The sequence below is a fragment of the Pseudomonas arvensis genome (genome assembly GCF_056688935.1).
Genome location: NZ_CP162038.1, coordinates 3,976,400 through 3,992,225 on the forward strand (window position 1 = coordinate 3,976,400; position 15,826 = coordinate 3,992,225).

Annotated in this window: 15 protein-coding genes and 3 pseudogenes; 8 read left to right on the forward strand and 10 right to left on the reverse strand. The window is 54.8% G+C overall.

Features of this window, described 5'->3' with window-relative positions; translation table 11 throughout:
- Positions 1-18: 18 nt before the first annotated feature.
- The 6 genes from cydB to AB3G88_RS17775 all read right to left on the reverse strand — a co-directional run bounded on the left by cydB (position 19) and on the right by AB3G88_RS17775 (position 5,083).
- Positions 19-1,161, reverse strand: a complete 1,143-nt coding sequence (cydB, locus tag AB3G88_RS17750; protein WP_480450970.1) for a cytochrome d ubiquinol oxidase subunit II — start codon at positions 1,159-1,161, stop codon at positions 19-21.
- A 10-nt stretch (positions 1,162-1,171) separates the two neighbouring features.
- Entirely contained in the window at positions 1,172-2,746 is a 1,575-nt protein-coding gene (locus AB3G88_RS17755) for a cytochrome ubiquinol oxidase subunit I (RefSeq protein ID WP_112196162.1), read from the reverse strand.
- On the reverse strand, positions 2,743-2,925 hold the full coding sequence (gene cydP, locus AB3G88_RS17760; RefSeq protein ID WP_162633390.1) for a cytochrome oxidase putative small subunit CydP: 183 nt from the start codon (positions 2,923-2,925) through the stop codon (positions 2,743-2,745). Before cydP ends, AB3G88_RS17755 begins: the two co-directional genes overlap by 4 nt.
- Before the next feature lie 386 nt (positions 2,926-3,311).
- Complete coding sequence (locus AB3G88_RS17765; RefSeq protein ID WP_029290948.1) at positions 3,312-3,893, reverse strand: putative natural product biosynthesis protein; 582 nt, start codon at positions 3,891-3,893, stop codon at positions 3,312-3,314.
- A 213-nt stretch (positions 3,894-4,106) separates the two neighbouring features.
- A complete protein-coding gene (locus AB3G88_RS17770) occupies positions 4,107-4,490 on the reverse strand; it encodes a DUF2946 family protein (protein ID WP_237234973.1) in 384 nt (127 codons plus the stop codon).
- 209 nt (positions 4,491-4,699) lie between these two features.
- Positions 4,700-5,083 (reverse strand): DUF2946 domain-containing protein, encoded by a 384-nt coding sequence (locus AB3G88_RS17775; protein WP_480450974.1) that lies wholly within the window; start codon positions 5,081-5,083, stop codon positions 4,700-4,702.
- A 251-nt stretch (positions 5,084-5,334) separates the two neighbouring features.
- Here AB3G88_RS17775 and AB3G88_RS17780 point away from each other — a divergent pair, with 251 nt between their 5' ends.
- The 3 genes from AB3G88_RS17780 to AB3G88_RS17790 are packed head-to-tail and all read left to right on the forward strand — an operon-like array spanning position 5,335 to position 7,917.
- Entirely contained in the window at positions 5,335-6,807 is a 1,473-nt protein-coding gene (locus tag AB3G88_RS17780; protein ID WP_159994904.1) for a di-heme oxidoreductase family protein, read from the forward strand.
- 13 nt (positions 6,808-6,820) lie between these two features.
- Positions 6,821-7,426 (forward strand): SCO family protein, encoded by a 606-nt coding sequence (locus AB3G88_RS17785; protein ID WP_159994902.1) that lies wholly within the window; start codon positions 6,821-6,823, stop codon positions 7,424-7,426.
- Positions 7,423-7,917: a copper chaperone PCu(A)C gene (locus AB3G88_RS17790; RefSeq protein WP_480450976.1), complete on the forward strand. Its 495-nt coding sequence runs from the start codon at positions 7,423-7,425 to the stop codon at positions 7,915-7,917. Before AB3G88_RS17785 ends, AB3G88_RS17790 begins: the two co-directional genes overlap by 4 nt.
- 214 nt (positions 7,918-8,131) lie before the next feature.
- Here AB3G88_RS17790 and AB3G88_RS17795 read toward each other — a convergent pair whose 3' ends face one another.
- The 4 genes and pseudogenes from AB3G88_RS17795 to AB3G88_RS17810 form a co-directional block, all read right to left on the reverse strand.
- A complete protein-coding gene (locus AB3G88_RS17795; protein WP_401126083.1) occupies positions 8,132-8,758 on the reverse strand; it encodes an SCO family protein in 627 nt (208 codons plus the stop codon).
- 163 nt (positions 8,759-8,921) lie between these two features.
- Positions 8,922-9,413, reverse strand: a complete 492-nt coding sequence (locus AB3G88_RS17800) for a copper chaperone PCu(A)C (RefSeq protein WP_032866294.1) — start codon at positions 9,411-9,413, stop codon at positions 8,922-8,924.
- Between the two features lie 99 nt (positions 9,414-9,512).
- Positions 9,513-11,673, reverse strand: a pseudogene (locus AB3G88_RS17805) (TonB-dependent receptor).
- A gap of 18 nt (positions 11,674-11,691) precedes the next feature.
- The gene (locus AB3G88_RS17810) at positions 11,692-12,141 is read right to left on the reverse strand and encodes a DUF2946 family protein (protein WP_162633392.1); all 450 of its coding nucleotides are present in this window, start codon (positions 12,139-12,141) and stop codon (positions 11,692-11,694) included.
- A gap of 577 nt (positions 12,142-12,718) precedes the next feature.
- Between AB3G88_RS17810 and AB3G88_RS17815 the strand changes: the two genes are divergently transcribed.
- The 5 genes and pseudogenes from AB3G88_RS17815 to AB3G88_RS17835 all read left to right on the forward strand — a co-directional run bounded on the left by AB3G88_RS17815 (position 12,719) and on the right by AB3G88_RS17835 (position 15,808).
- The gene (locus AB3G88_RS17815) at positions 12,719-13,030 is read left to right on the forward strand and encodes a hypothetical protein (protein WP_480450979.1); all 312 of its coding nucleotides are present in this window, start codon (positions 12,719-12,721) and stop codon (positions 13,028-13,030) included.
- An 85-nt stretch (positions 13,031-13,115) separates the two neighbouring features.
- On the forward strand, positions 13,116-13,790 hold the full coding sequence (locus AB3G88_RS17820; RefSeq protein ID WP_162633393.1) for a hypothetical protein: 675 nt from the start codon (positions 13,116-13,118) through the stop codon (positions 13,788-13,790).
- A 291-nt stretch (positions 13,791-14,081) separates the two neighbouring features.
- Positions 14,082-14,514, forward strand: a pseudogene (locus AB3G88_RS17825) (helix-turn-helix domain-containing protein); the annotation flags it as partial.
- 232 nt (positions 14,515-14,746) lie between these two features.
- Positions 14,747-14,889, forward strand: a pseudogene (locus AB3G88_RS17830) (FMN-dependent NADH-azoreductase); the annotation flags it as partial.
- A gap of 43 nt (positions 14,890-14,932) precedes the next feature.
- The gene (locus tag AB3G88_RS17835; RefSeq protein ID WP_112196182.1) at positions 14,933-15,808 is read left to right on the forward strand and encodes a LysR family transcriptional regulator; all 876 of its coding nucleotides are present in this window, start codon (positions 14,933-14,935) and stop codon (positions 15,806-15,808) included.
- Positions 15,809-15,826 lie beyond the last annotated feature (18 nt).

The window sequence follows — 15,826 nt, forward strand, 5'->3', positions numbered from 1 at the left end:
AGTCGTCTCCTCTGCGGCTCAGTAAAGGCCATGGTCATTGGCTTTGATGTCATCAGCGTTGAGGGTGCCCCACATTTTGAAGTAACCCCACAGCGTGTAGCAGAGGATCAAGGGCACAAAAATGCTCGCGGCCACCAACATGATGCCCAGTGTTTTTTGACTCGACACCGCATCCCATACCGTCAGGCTCGAAGTTAGATCCAGGCTGGACGGCAGGATAAACGGGAACAGGGCAAAACCGGCGGTGCACAGGGTGCCGACCACTACCAGGGCGGAGCCGAGAAAGGCAAGCCCGGAACGACGCGCCGCCGCGGCAACAAAGGCCAACGCAGCGCCCAGCAAAGAAATAACAGGCGCCAGTTGAGTCAACGGATACCGCGAATAATTGACCAACCAACCATGATTGCTCTGTTCAACGGTTTTCCCCAGGGGATTGAGAACCGCTCCCGGATCAAGCGCTGAGCGAATGGCAAACCCCTCAATATTGCCAACAGCTAGCCAGATGCCGGCCGCGATAAAGCTCGCCACATAAACCAGCAACACCCATTGCACGGCCCGTCGGGCCCGCTGCGCCAAAGCCTCCTCGGTACGCATCATCAACCAAGTACCGCCATGCAGGCACAACATGCTCAGGCTGACCACTCCGCAGAGCAACGCAAAGGGGCTGAGTAAATGCCAGAAATTGCCTTGGAACGTTAACCGCAAGTCGCCATCGAAGTGAAACGGCACCCCCAGAAACAGGTTGCCAAACGCCACGCCGAACACCAGCGAAGGCACGATCGCCCCTGTACACAGGGCCCAATCCCAACAGGCGCGCCAGCGGGGGTTTTGTAGCTTGCTGCGGTAATCGAACCCCACGGGCCGTACGAAAAGAGCGAACAACACCAACAGCAACGCCCAGTAAAAACCAGAAAATGCGGTGGCGTACACCATGGGCCAAGCGGCGAACAACGCCCCGCCTGCCGTGACGAACCACACCTGGTTGCCATCCCAATGCGGTGCAATGGTATTGATAATTACGCGCCGCTCGTCGTCGCTCCTGCCCACATAGGGCATGAGTGCGGCAGCGCCCAGATCAAAACCGTCGGTGAGGGCAAAGCCGATCAGCAGCACGCCTATCAGTACCCACCAGATCAGCTTCAGTGTTTCGTAATCAAACATGCTTATTTCCTCAAGCGTGGGCAGGCTGTGGGATCAGCGTCTGTTCAAAGTGGTAGCGCCCCGTGTGCAAACTACTTGGGCCAAGCCGGGCAAACTTGATCATCAGATACATTTCGATAACCAGCAGCACGCTGTAGAACGCCACCAGCGCCAGCAGCGAGCCCCAGACATCCGAACTGGGCACGCTGGAGGCGGACAAATGGGTCGGCAGCACTTCGGCAATCGACCAGGGTTGCCGACCGTGCTCAGCCACAAACCAGCCGGTCTGAGTCGCTACCCATGGCAGCGGCAGACTCCACAGGGCCCACTTCAGCAACCAGGGTTTGCGCTCTTCGTTTTTGCGCGCCGAAGCCCAGAACGCGCAGACAAACAGGCCCAGCATCAGCACGCCAGAGAGAACCATCAGGCGAAAACTCCAGAACAGGCTGAACACATTAGGGATGGTGTCCTGCGCTGCCTGCCGAATCTGTTCAGCATTGGCATCCACCACACGGGTGGTGTATTTCTTCAGCAGCAGGCCGTAACCCAGGTCCTGCTTGACCGCGTCAAACGCAGCCAAGGTGGTTGCTGACTTGTCGCCACCACGAACTTGTTCCAACAATCGGTAAGCGATCATGCCGTTACGAATCCGCACCTCGTGCTGCACCAACAAATCGCTGATACCGGTGACCTGTTTATCCAGCGAGCGGGTAGCAATGAGCCCCAACAGATACGGTACTTTTACCGCGTAGTCTGTTTGCATGGTTTCGCGGTTGGGTAGCCCGAACAAGGTGAACGCTGCCGGTGCAGGTTCGGTGTGCCATTCGGCTTCAATGGCCGCCAGCTTGGTTTTTTGCACATCACCGATCTCGTAACCAGACTCATCGCCGAGCACTATCACCGATGCAATAGCCGCTAGGCCAAACGCCGATGCAATGGCAAATGAACGCCGGGCAAAACCCTGATCGCGCTTTTTCAGCAAATAAAAGCTAGAGATGGCCAACACGAACACAGCGCCCGTGACATAACCCGAAGCCACGGTGTGTACAAACTTGACCTGGGCCACAGGGTTGAACAGCAGTGCGCTGAAACTCACTAACTCCATGCGCATGGTTTCAATGTTGAATTCGGCCCCCACTGGGTTTTGCATCCAACCGTTGGCAATCAGAATCCACAACGCCGATAGATTTGAGCCCAGTGCCACCAACCAAGTTACCGCCAGGTGTTGACGTCGCGACAGCCGATCCCAGCCGAAGAAAAACAAGCCGATAAACGTCGACTCGAGAAAGAACGCCATCAAGCCCTCAATAGCGAGTGGCGCTCCGAAAATATCCCCGACGTAATGTGAGTAATACGCCCAGTTAGTGCCGAACTGAAACTCCATAGTCAGGCCAGTGGTCACGCCGAGGGCAAAGTTGATACCAAACAACTTGCCCCAGAACTTAACCATGTCTTTGTAGACTTCTTTTCCGGTCATTACGTAGACCGACTCCATAATTGCCAGGATCACTGATAACCCCAGCGTCAGCGGCACAAATAGAAAGTGATAGAGCGCGGTCATTGCAAATTGCAAGCGCGATAGATCAACAACGCTTTCCGAGATCATCTCGGCTCTCCTTCAGATGGTTTTTCACCAGAGCCCAACACACGGTCAACGATGGGTTGGGTATCGAGGGCTGGAAGTGTGGGGTGCGCAAACCAGATGAACTTGATGAGTAAAATTATGAACAGCTTGATCACCAAGATGACGGTGATTTCCTTGCTCAGTGAATCCTTGAACATCATGTATCCCCTGTCTGCTGGACCCAATCACCTGCCCTTGTGATGCGCACAAGGCAAGCCGGTCATTTCATAAGAGCCAGGGTTAACCCTGGAGTGATGACCTGGTTTTTCAGAAAAAAAAAAGCCCCCTGGGCAGAGGGCGGAGCAACCAGAACGTGCACTGGTCAAATTGCGAAGCCTCAAGCTACCGTGGAAGTGTCTGCCTCCGCTCAAAGCCCGCACACTTTATGTGGGCAGCCTGCAGGCAACAACTGCGACAAACGGACGCACAAACCTCTCTTTTCGGTCCGATCCACGCGCCTGGCGGCGCTTGTATAAAGGCCTGATCAGACGTGGTGTTTTGTCGCAGATCACCAGTCTCGGCGGACGGATTCCCAGGGTACGTTCCATCACGGAATCGGCAACCACCGGCGAAACCCGACACCGCCTTTTCCGGTTAAAGGGCACCAGGCAAAGTCCCAAGGTACTGGCGGAAGCTCCTCCAGATCAGATTCATACCCGGCCACAAGACGCGGCGCCAACTTCCAATCGAACACCCTCTCAGGCGAGTCTTGCCAGGCCAGTACCAACCCTCGTGCCTGGCTGTCATCGCTGTTGACCCAGCGTGCCGCGGCAGCACTCATAAAGGCCTCGATATGCTCCTCATTAATCCGTGCCTGATACTTGGAGCCCAGCAGCCAGCGACACACGCTCAAGTAATAGGTCCAGTTCAGCGGTGGGTGATTGCGATAGGCCCAGGTCATGAAACCGCGAAATATATTCAGGCCGTCGGGCGGATCGAGCTTGAGTAAGCCCGGGCACACATCGAACAAGGTATGCCAGTAAGGCAGCAGCCTGGTATCGAGGTGCACAAAGCTGCGCGCGTTGCCGGGGTAATCCGGAAAGGGCAGTAAAAGCTCGCCCTGAGTGCGTAGCCGCGAAGATTTGCTAAGCAATCGAGACACACCGGATGGAACGGCTAGCACGCGCATAGTGACCTCCAGCTAATCGGTTTCGCTGTTCGTGTCGAATTGCGTTTTAAGTCATCAGGCGCTGCAAAACCTGGCATTAACAGGCGATTCAGACTTTCACATACATGAGCCATTTTTGTGCTTCTCCAATGTCACCTTTAACCGTGGAGCCCCCCGGAATGCATCGACGATGCCTGCGTTACCACCGGCAAGAGAGGGCTTAGATAAACGCGGTCATACATAAGGTGCTGGAGAGGCTCTAGGGTTGATCGATGGCCAGCGGCTTCGGGGCGAGAGCCAGCGCAAGGGTTCGGTCGGCCGCAACACGAACGCGGCGATAAATTCTGGCACCGCGAGCGCTTGCGCCGGAATCGGTACTGCACCGACGGACTGGGAACAACAGCAATGGGCTTGATCCGCCTTGGCGGAGAGCGATGGCTCTTTTTTTTCCAGCGTGAGCGAGACTTGCTGCACGCCACCCGACGAGCAAAAGCTGCCCGTCAGCAACTGCTCCAGGCTCAGAGTGCCAAAGGCGCTGGCCATCGGCAGCGCCATGAGTTTGAGTACAATCGCCAAGAACGCTGCGACCCAGGCATTCTGATGGCTGGCGCGACTCATTCCACCCCAGCGCATCAGGCCAGCCAGCTCAGATAACACATTGCGCCAAGGCGCACTGTCAGCAGGCAACACAAGAAAGGCATACGGCAACGCTCTGAATAATCACTATTGAATAGCGACTGCCCGCTCACACCTGCATAGCAAGAGTAAAAAACGGGCGGCAGCAAACAAGCGGTGTTTAGCTAATTACAGCTAACCGTTTACATAGGTCAGATCAGAGGGGATGCACGAGGGTTGGCAGAGGGCCAGGAATAACGAGGGGGGGCTTTGCAGCGTTGTTCGCGGTCAGGCCGGCGTACTTGGCCAATGCGCAGTAACCAGCCAAGACAAAACAGCAAGGCAATGCTTAAGGTCACGGCCGAGCAGATCGGACAGGAAAAACTACCTGACCAACCACTGACGGTCAGATCGGTGAGATCCGTTTTCGATGCCGGTGCAGGGCTGCCTAGGGACGAGCAGAACTGCCCGCCTACACCATTGAGCTCCAGGCCCATCATCTGCCCATGAGCCAACCCGCAGGCGAACACATTGAACAGGACGCAAAAATATAACGTCCATGCAATGAGCGAGCGGTCTGAGCGGGTCAGTTTCATGGCGGCGACTCTAACACCGAACAGCACGTGGATTGAAGCGCGATTAGGGTCGCGTAAACTGCTACACAAAGCATCGGCCATCAGGGGCGGCGCCCTATCAGGGCAACCCATCCTGCGACAACCTGCCACACCCCGACAACAGAGCCAACGCTCGCGAGCGGCACATCACAGGTGTGCCAGAATGTCGCAGGTTATTAAGAATAAATAGCGTCGTTAGACTTACGGCCCTTCCTGCGGCCCGGTCTTAAGCAATGCTCAAAAGGCACCTTTGGCATACTTTCCCAACAGCCTCGCCAACCACTCAAAAACCCTGGCGTGCCTCCAGCGGTGGCCTGCTGGCGTGTGCATTGTGGATCGCCCTAAGCGGCTGCCAGCCGTCAGAGGAGTTCGCTACCCCGGAGCCTGGTGAAAAGCTCTCTGGCGGTTCGACCAGTGTTGACAAAACAGACAGTAATGGGTTTTCCATGCCCTCTGCCAACCTGTCGCCCCTTAGGCGAATGGATTTTTTTGTCGGTAACGGCTTTTTCCGCAATCCCTGGAAGGTTGCGTCCACGCAACAGAACGCACGTGACGGCCTGGGCCCGCTGTTCAATACCGACACCTGTCAGAGCTGCCACATCAAGGATGGACGCGGCCACCCACCGACCGGTGCCAACGGCCCCGCGGTATCGATGTTGGTCCGGCTCTCGATCAAGCCCAGCGCCACGGACGCCTACCAGTTACAGCGTGGTGGCGTGGTGCCAGAGCCCACCTACGGCGGGCAACTGCAGGATGCCGCGATAGCAGGCTACTTGCCTGAAGGTAGCGTGCGGGTCGAATACACCGAGATCCCCATGGTTTTTTCCGACCGCAGCCCAATTAGCCTGCGTAAACCAGACATGCACATCGACTCGCTCGGCTATGGCCCGATGCATCCAGAGACCCAACTCTCAGCCCGCATCGCCCCACCGATGATCGGTCTGGGCTTGCTGGAGGCTATTAGCGACAACGACATCCGCGCCAATGCAGTGCAGCAAGCCGAAAGCTCACGACGCGTCAGCGGCAAGGTCAACCTGGTGTGGGATGACGTCCAGGGTAAAACCGTCATCGGGCGCTTTGGCTGGAAGGCCGGCCAACCCAATCTCAACCAGCAGAATGCCCATGCCTTTGCCGGCGACATGGGGCTGACCAGCCGTGTTTTGAACCAGGACGACTGCACGAAGTATCAGGTCGCCTGCCAGCAAGCCCTGAACGGTGGCACCCCTGAGGTCAGCGATAGCATCTTGGCCAGCATCCTGTTCTATACACGTAACCTCGCGGTGCCGATGCGCCGAGACGTGGATACGCCGCAAATACTGAGGGGCAAAGCCCTGTTTCACCAAGCCGGATGCGCGACCTGCCACGTGCCCTCCTATGTCACTGCAGAGGCGGCAGAACCCGAGTTGAGCCAACAGAAAATCTACCCTTACACCGACCTGTTATTGCACGACATGGGCGATGAGTTGGGCGACGGACGTGGCGAATACCTGGCTGACGGCAATGAGTGGCGTACGCCGCCTTTATGGGGCATCGGTCTGACGCAACAAGTCAGCGGGCATACCTTGTACCTGCATGACGGGCGCGCGCGAAATCTGATGGAAGCCATCATCTGGCACGGCGGGGAAGCAAGAGGCTCGCGTAACGCTGTACTGCAGTTTGACCAGGCGCAACGCGAAGCACTGATCAGTTTCTTGAACTCTTTGTAGAAAGGATGCCCCCATGAAATCGGTATTTTCACGGCGCGCAGTACTTGGCAGCCTGAGCGTGCTTGGACTGGGCCTGTTGACGGGATGTGACAGCAACAAGCCGTCCTTCAAATACGCAAAGGATCTGAGCAACACGATCATGGGCCGCTCTTTCAAGCTCAAGGATCCACAAGGTGAAACACGGATGCTCACCAACTATAGAGGCGTGGTGGTGATGATCTTCTTCGGCTTCACCCAGTGCCCGGCGGTCTGCCCTACCGCCTTGGCCAGGGCGGTAAAAATCAAGAAACTGATGGGCCGTGACGGTGACCGGCTGCAAGTGATCTTCATCACCCTGGATCCCGAACGGGATACGCCCAAGGTCTTGGATGCATACGTCAAAGCCTTCGACCCCAGCTTCCAGGCGCTCTATGGGACCTTGGAGCAAACTGCGGCCACGGCTAAAGAGTTCGGTGTGTTTTATGAAAAAATCCCAAGTGGAGACACCTACACCCTGTCTCATACTGCCACCAGTTATGTCTATGACTCCCTGGGCAGACTGCGCTTGAGTTTGTCCGCTTCACTGACCGCACAGGAATGTGCGGAAGATTTACTCACTGTCATGGAGGTTCGTTCATGAACCCTAATCATGCAAAAAAAATCAACAACCAACGCCTGAAACAGCTGTTCTTGAGCGTGTCCCTGCTGACGCTAGCAGGACAGGCCGCGGCGCAATCCCAGGTCAATATCAGCGAGCCCTGGGTTCGGGCAACGGTAGCCGGTCAGCAAGCGACCGGGGCGTTCATGACGCTCACCGCCACTAGCGACAGCAAGCTGATCAGCGCGACCTCGCCAGTGGCCAAGATCGTACAAATTCATGAGTCGAGCATGAAAAACGATGTGATGAGTATGCAACAAGTGGAGTCGGTGGAGCTGCCGGCAGGCAAAGCGGTCAGCCTGAGCCCTCACGGTTACCATGTGATGCTGATCGATTTGGTGGCTCAGGTTAAGGAAGGCGACAAGGTACCGCTGACCCTGACCGTCGAAGACGCCAAGGGTGAAAAGCAGTCGATCCAGGTCGAGGCCCCGGCCCGAGCCTTGGGCGCCCCGGAACATAGCAAGATGCATTGACGAGTTGCTATTGAAGTAGTCCACACTCACCGCTCGCTGAGCGCCTGGGTGCTCTACGCCTGCATCCTGTTCAGTCCATTTGCAGTATTGGAAGATGACCGACCGAGCCTCAACGGCGTGGGCGGTCAGTTCTGCTCCGCGTCCAATGACGGAGTAGCCGCCCTCTCCGCGCGCCCTTTTAAATCACTCCCACTCCTGACGCTTACATTAGGCATCACTCCGAAACGCTATGAGCAAAAAGCCCAGGCAGAATCCGAATCAGCTCCTTCACCCTGAGCGGCGCTCTGACAAAACCGACCTGCCTGCCTGTTGGATCTATCAGCGCAAGGTTTCCGGTGTGTACGACTGTGTAGTCAGGCTGATCAATGTCCCCTGGCACAAATGGCAGACCAATGTCTTTGGAGGCTTGCTGCACCGCTGCAAGATTGCCGGTCATGCCAGTGAAGCTTGGGTCGAAAAAACTCACGTACTGCTGGGTACGCTCGGGCGTATCTCGGTGCGGATCCACGCTGACCATTGTTACCCCCATGAGCTTGCGCGCATCAGGCGGCAGAGCAAGATACACCTGCCGCAATTCACTGAGGGCAGTAGGGCAAATGTCTGGGCAAAAGGTATAGCCGAAAAGTACCAATGTCCACTTTCCGGCGAAGAATTTTGAGTCGAAAGCCTGGCCATCTACCGTTGCCAATCGCACATCTGGTAGCACATGCGGGCTGGGCAGCAGCACAATACCGGCGCTCGCCAGCGCCGACTCATCCAACAGTTCTGTCTTCATAACCCAATAGAAAAGTCCTGCGCCCACTGCACATACAGTGGTCACCAACATCAGCAAACGACGCATTTCCATCTCCAGAAATTGCAATCAGAACTCGATGCGAGCTCGCTAGTGAGAATGCTATAAAACATGCGTTCAGGGCATGTCTCCACGCGACGCACATATTCTTGCGCGTTACAACGAGGGGGCTGCGCGGCACACCAAAAGCCCCCCCCTGCCACCCTGAGTGTCAGTGTTGGTGGCCTTCGCCATGGCTATGCTCAGGTTGGTGTTCCGTAGGGGCGTCCTTCTGTACGACGACGTCGACTTCTAGCGCGCCGGCCTTTTCGAATATCAATGTAAGAGGAAAGTGCTCACCGGCTTTGGCTTGCTGTTTCAAATTGAGCAGCATCACGTGATAGCCCATGGGTTCGAATTTCACCTCACCGCCAGCAGGAATCTCTACGCTCATTACCTGCTGCATCTTCATCGCACCACCCGCATGTACATGCTCGTGCAACTCTGCTCTGCCAGCGACACTAGTAGTTGCAGAAAGCAGGCGATCAGCTTCGCTACCCTGATTTTTGAGAACGAAATACGCAGCAGCTGTTGGTGCCACCGCAGGGAGTTCACGTGACCACGGATGAACTATTGTAATGTCGCCTGCCTGAAACTCGTGTGCATGAGCAATGTGCCCCAGAGACAGGAGCGAGAACGCCAGCAAGAATTTTTTCAGGAACATGGGGTTACCTATTCAGTTAGGCAGGCGGTATCGGAAATAGACGCCTACCGGGTTGGCTAAGTGGGGTAGCGTTAACGCTCACCCAGCGTTGTTACAGCATCAGTAACGCCACTGCACAGCCACTTCCAGGCTGCGTGGCTCACCCAGGTAATACTGGGTGTTGGTCTGATGAATGAAGCGCGCGTAGGTCTCATCGGTGAGGTTGCGCAGGCGCGCGCTCAGCTCGGTATGAGCGTCAAGGTCGTGCTTGATGGACAGTCCGTAAACGGTGTAAGACGGCACCCACATGGTGTTGGCCGTGTTGGCGTAGACCGAAGAGACGTAGCGCGCATCAGCCCCGACTTGCCACGCCGGAGTCAAATCGTAGGTCAGCCAGAAGTTCGCGACACGGTCCGGAATGTTCACCGGGTTCTTGCCCTTGCGTGAATGCACCACCCCGCCAACGGTTTCATTGAACTCGTCGTATTCGGCACGCACCCAGGCGAAGTTGCCGGCAGCCAGTAACTGCGGCGTTACCTTGAACGATGCCGCCAACTCGATACCGGTGGAGGTCTGTTGACCGGCCTGCTCCGTGGTGTTCTGCAGGGTGGAAGATGGCACGGAGATGTTCTTGCGCACGATCCGATAGGCCGCTGCCGTGGCCGATCCACGCCCCTCGAGAAAGTCGAGTTTGCTACCCACCTCGACCTGTCGGCCTGTGCTCAAGTCAAAGTTACCGACTTGGCCGATGCTGGCGCTGGTCAGTGTTCCGCCTGGCGGTTCGGCGGACGTGCTGTATTGGGTGTAGACGCTGGCGGTATCGCTCACGTCATAGACTAATCCGGCCCGACCGGTGAAGGCGTCCCACCGGCGATTCAGCGTATTTCGAGCCGTATGATCAATCACTTCGAAATCGATATGGTCGTAGCGCAACGCAGTAACCAGCGCCAGGCGATCGGTCAGCCGCGTGCGGTTTTCCACAAATGTCGACGAAGTGTCCGTCCAGGTACTACGGCTCTTGGTACGGGGGGTATCCATGCCTGGAATGTCGAGAAAGTTACCTGGATCGAAGCCATTCGGATCTACCGCCGCCCCGAACTGGCTATTGATAGACAGCGGATAGATGAACTGTCTTATTGCGGCTGTATTCCAAGCCGAAGGCCCAGTCACTGGCCTGGCCGAACAACTCACCTGTATGCGTCAATTCCAGGCGATTACCGTTTACCTCTTGGTCATGTCGCTGGCGGTAGGCGCCAGAACGAGACACGGCAGTGTTGTCGCTATTGTAGCGATACGCCTCCAGGTTTCGATAATCGCGCTGGCCATCGTAGTGATAGTAGGTATTGCGCAGTTGGGTGGCATCATCCAGACGGTAGTTGGTGATTGAGCGCAGCCAGCGAGTACGTTGTTCGTAACGCCCATCATCAACGTTGTAATTGTTGAAGCGGTTGTGTTTATCGATATGCAGCTTGCCAGTCAGCGGTTGCAACACCGGCGCCCCCCAATACGGACTGTCTTCCTGCTCTTCCAGATACTCAATGGCGAGTGTGTGGGATAGCTGGTCGTTGACGTCGCTCAACAGCGAAAACGCGAGATTACTGGCTCCGTTCTCCTGACGATCGATGTAGCCATTGGTGTGAGTGCGGCTGTAGTCAAGGCGCGCATAGTGCCGAGGCCCATCTCCCTGATTGAGGGCTTGATTAACGCCAATCGCAGTTTCCCAGGTGTCATAACGCGAATAGCTCATCCGCCCCTCGACACTATCCTTATCCCGGCTGGCCAGCCTTGTAATGAAGTTCAGGCTGCCGCCCACTGCCCCGCTACCATTGAGAAAGGACGAGGGCCCGCCTAGCAGCTCTACTCGATCATAGATCCAAGCGCCGACAGGACGGACCGCGCCGCCAGATTGCAGATTGATACCGTTAAATAGCTGGCCGATCTGCCCACCATTAAAACCACGATAGGCGACATAACCTCCCCAGCCGGGTGGTGCAGAAGCATTCACCCCAGGCAACGCATTGGCCGCGTCCTGAAAGTTGCGCGCCCCAATGCGCTCCATTGTCTGACGGCCGGCCACGCTAACTGATGCGGGGTTCTCGCGTGCACTCAGGTTGAGGCGCGAACCGCTGTCGATGGTCTTGTCCAGACTAAGAGCGGTTGCCTCTTTGGACTCGGCAGCAACAGCGGATATGTTGACGGCAGGCAGTTTCAGGGCGTCATCTTGCGCCCACGCAAGGGTGCTGCTACCGACGAGCAGCGTAAGAGTAGTCATGCGAAACATAGAGAACTTCCAGATTTTTTATCCGATAAATCCGCACGCTGCTTGGCATAACAGCCAAACTGGACGGGTAATTTCAGAGCGAGGGAAGTCCCAAGGGGATGCGCGAGGATTTGCCGCAGGCCAGCAATACCGATTTAGTCGCGAGAGTTGCACGTTGGGAAGAGGCCGTGTCTGGTTGGTAACAAGTAAGTCCCATAGACAAAAAAACGCGGCGAGAATAATGGCACTGAACAGGCTAACCAGCACACAAATGGAGTCCGTGGCGATGATCGGCGTGACTAGGCCGGAATCATCAAACTGAGCATCCGCGTCGAAGTTGCCACCCATGGAACAAGACGGGCCATCAAGGCCAGCGAGTTGCAACCCGGCCATCTGACCATGACTGATGGCGCAGGTGAACGCGCTGAACAGGACGCATCCATAGAGAATCCATGCGACGAGAGAGCGTTCATTGCGCGCGATTTTCATAAGGCAAGACGTCACCACAGTAAGGTAAGACGCACAGTTCAGGTGGTATTAGTCTGCGCACCTAGCCCAAATCATGAACTTCGAACATGAGAACAAGCGCCAAGGCTTTTTCAAGCCTTGGCGCCTGATGACACCGATTTAACCCTGCCAAGAGAAATCGCCTGTCATGCACAAAGGTAGCACTCACCTATCGACGTGCTGCACTGCGACAACTTGCCACACCAAAAAGCATTCACCCGTATGACAGGGTGCAACAACGCCTAACTCGATGACTGAGGCGGATTGTCGCAGGCTCTGAGGTCAAAACCTTGAAGGCCGACTGATCAGTAGTAGCGAAACCGTTACGCATAGCAAAGAATAGGCCAAACATAAATCGTCAAAAATGGCGGAAATGATCAACGTTTTGGCATTCCTAAGAACCCAGATTATTTTATAGTTATTTTACAGCCTGAAAAATGCACACCCAACGAGTGAAGCCTTCATACAACTCGCAAAAGATTCCGAGTTGATCTCATGTCATATCATTAATCTGGTTAGACACTCATTCTGCGCGAGTAATTCCTCAGAGAACTTCACCATGGCAAAATTAGTACGCAGCATCATTGAGCTTGAAACTCAAATGGATGAGAGCCTACATCTTGAAATACTATTGCTCTTGAATAACATTAAAAAGAATTCTCCTCGTTGTGCTGGCGGCACATTTAAAAAGAACCCAAGCTCCGGCGAGTGGTTGATAGAGTTAGTTTGGTATGATGCAGCCTCCATGCTAGCTCATTTCTCCTCCAAGTCATTGCAGGTTCTTCTCAAACTCCTAGCATCCAGGTGTTCCAGCCTATCTTTCGGAGAGGTTTCAAATACCGCAACATTAAGCTGCGCTGCCTCAGCGTAACCGTAAAAAATAGCCTCCGGGCAGCGACTTGCAAATAGATGCATCCTTCAGCCATTTCACCCCATATCAATATTTGAGTACTGCCATGTGTATCTCATATAACTATCTGCGCGCTCCACGCTCAAAGAAGCCACTCAACCTACTGAAGCCGATGTTGTCGGCAATCTTATTTTTTGTTATTTCAGGCTGTGCAAAAACACAACATTACGAAGAAGCTGACCATAAATCTTCGCCCCCAACAAAATTACCGCACGGCCCTATCGCCCTTATCATCTCTGATTCAGCAACTGAAACGATCCGACAATTGAGCACCTACAACAACCATTATAAAAATAGCTGGACCGCTCGTTTTTACATGGATTCCATACGCCAAGCATATGTAGAGACCTCAGATCCTGCTTTGAGTTTAAACGGCGTCACCCGGGCACTTAAAAAACGCTTCGGCGAAGTGCATAACTATCAATCAATTGAACAAGCTTCACGCAGCGACTCGCCACTCATCGCAAAATTGGATATAAAAACGCGGCTTATCAATAACCGCGCGTCAGAGCCGGAGTCGTTTCTATCACTGGAATTCTACACACCAGGCGGGCATTACTTGGGAACGGTTGACTCCAACATTAAACGCTCACTAACACCCTTGTGGACAAAAAATAAGCGTGAGCAGGAAATCGTCGCCGAAATACGACAACAGAGAGAAATCCAACAACAAGCCCTTGAAGTACTCGACCAGCGCTTGAGCAAAATACCCACAGAGTAGATGTGGTGCATCGTAAAAAAACCAATAGCGCCCTAAGTCACTTTGCGTGGCAGCGACTTTGCTTACACAAAAATAAAATCACCTAGATGGAGTCTTACTTTAAATACTGCCGTGCTCTGAATACATTGCATCGATGCGACCGATGACGCCGAGCGAAAGATAGTCGTCCACTGTGCCAGCGTCAATGTCGCACATACCCATGTGCTAAAACTCTAGTGTCCTGAGCGGTTAATTTATTTTCCTACAAGCGACGATATCCTAAGCGCCGAATGTCATGGATTGGTTATACATATGCCTCGGCCAGATTCTCCCTTCGCTTTAACGCCTTCCGATCTCATTACCCTGCAAGATTGGATGAGGATGAGTACCCTGGGAACGGCCCTTGTTGAGCAGACTCGCATCCTACTTCTGTTGGGTGATGGAATGACACCCAAGGCCGTCATCGAGCAGGTGCAGGTCACACGGCCGACGGTATTTAAGTGGCGAAAGCGCTATCTGGAAGCCGGAATTGAGGGACTGGAGAATCTGCCGCGCAGCGGTCAACCACTCAAGCTTGTGGCCGGAAAAAATCAACGAAACTCTCAGGCTAACGACCAAGCGCGTCCCTAAAGAGGCCACACATTGGAGCGTTCGCTTGATGGCCAAATATGCTGGGGTCAGCACGTGGCAGGTTCGACAGCTTTGGGCGGCTTCCGACCTCAAACCCCATCGTCTGAAGATCTTCACTGCGCTGTGGTACCGCATCGTCAGACATATTAGTTCCCAGCAAGCCGCCACTCTTCAGTTAAGCGTTCCAATCATTGTGTTGTTGGCAGGCGTACGAATTTTGAACGAGCCGATATCGCAGTACCTATTGATGATATCAGCCGTCGTACTTGGCGGTGTCACGCTGGCCTTGTTGCCGTGCTATGCGACAACAGGTCGCTGATCAAGGAGAATGACTGCTAGCAGATTAGATCATCATTCGTGACGTGGCCCTCAATCCCATACCTCACATGGACGCAAACTTGCTGGGTGGCTGGATGATACCTGCTGGACAATGTAGCAAAACGAACAGCCATGCTTGGAACGCTCCAATAAGCTTACCAACGAGCTCCTGCTGCTGAGGTGTGCTTGCCGGCCGCAACACATGAGAGATCACTATGTCATTACGCGCGCTTCGTACCTTAATTGCTATCGCTCAGCACGGTTCATTTGCGCGAGCCGCAGACACAGTTCATCTCACACAATCAGCAGTGAGCCTGCACATAAAGTCACTTGAAGAGGAGTTCAACGCTTCGTTGTTTGACCGCTCGCGTCGATTGCCCGTATTAACCGACGCAGGCCACTTAGCGGTGGAGCGGGCGCGCGAGATCGTTGCACTTTACGACAGCATTGCTTCGGACATTGGAGGTGATCACGAGCTGCGGGGTCGACTGAAAATTGGTGCCATCCAGACTGCACTGGCCAGTGCGTTGCCTTTGGCCCTGGCCGCGCTAGCTGCCGAGCACCCACATCTACGCATAAACGTAGCCTCAGGCATGTCTGCCGAATTGGCCACGCGCGTAGAGGCTGGTGAGTTGGATGTCGCACTCACCACAGAACCTGTGAAACCGCACCCTTACGGTTTGGTTAGTACAACACTCTACGAAGAAGGCTTTTGGATCATTGCTCCGGGCTCATGCGCAGGTTTAGATTTTAGACAGCTACTTCAGCAACTACCGTTTATCCGCTTTGACCGCAGGGCATGGGCCGGGCGTACCATTGACCGGGAGCTTCGTCGGCTGCGCCTTCGCGTGCAAACCAGTATGGAGTTAGACAGTCAGGATGCGATCATCCAGATGGTTGCCAGTGGTCTGGGGGTGTCAGTGGTTCCACTTTCCAGCCAGAACCTCGAACAACTCAAACACCTGGAAGTCCAGCCATTCGGATCACCGCAAAAAACGCGTTGTGTTGTGCTTTTGGAGCAAGAAGAAAGGCCATTAGGTCGGCTGGCAGCGGCCCTGGCGGAGGCTGTCAAAAAGCACGCCCCCATGTAACGACTAATGAGTAAAACT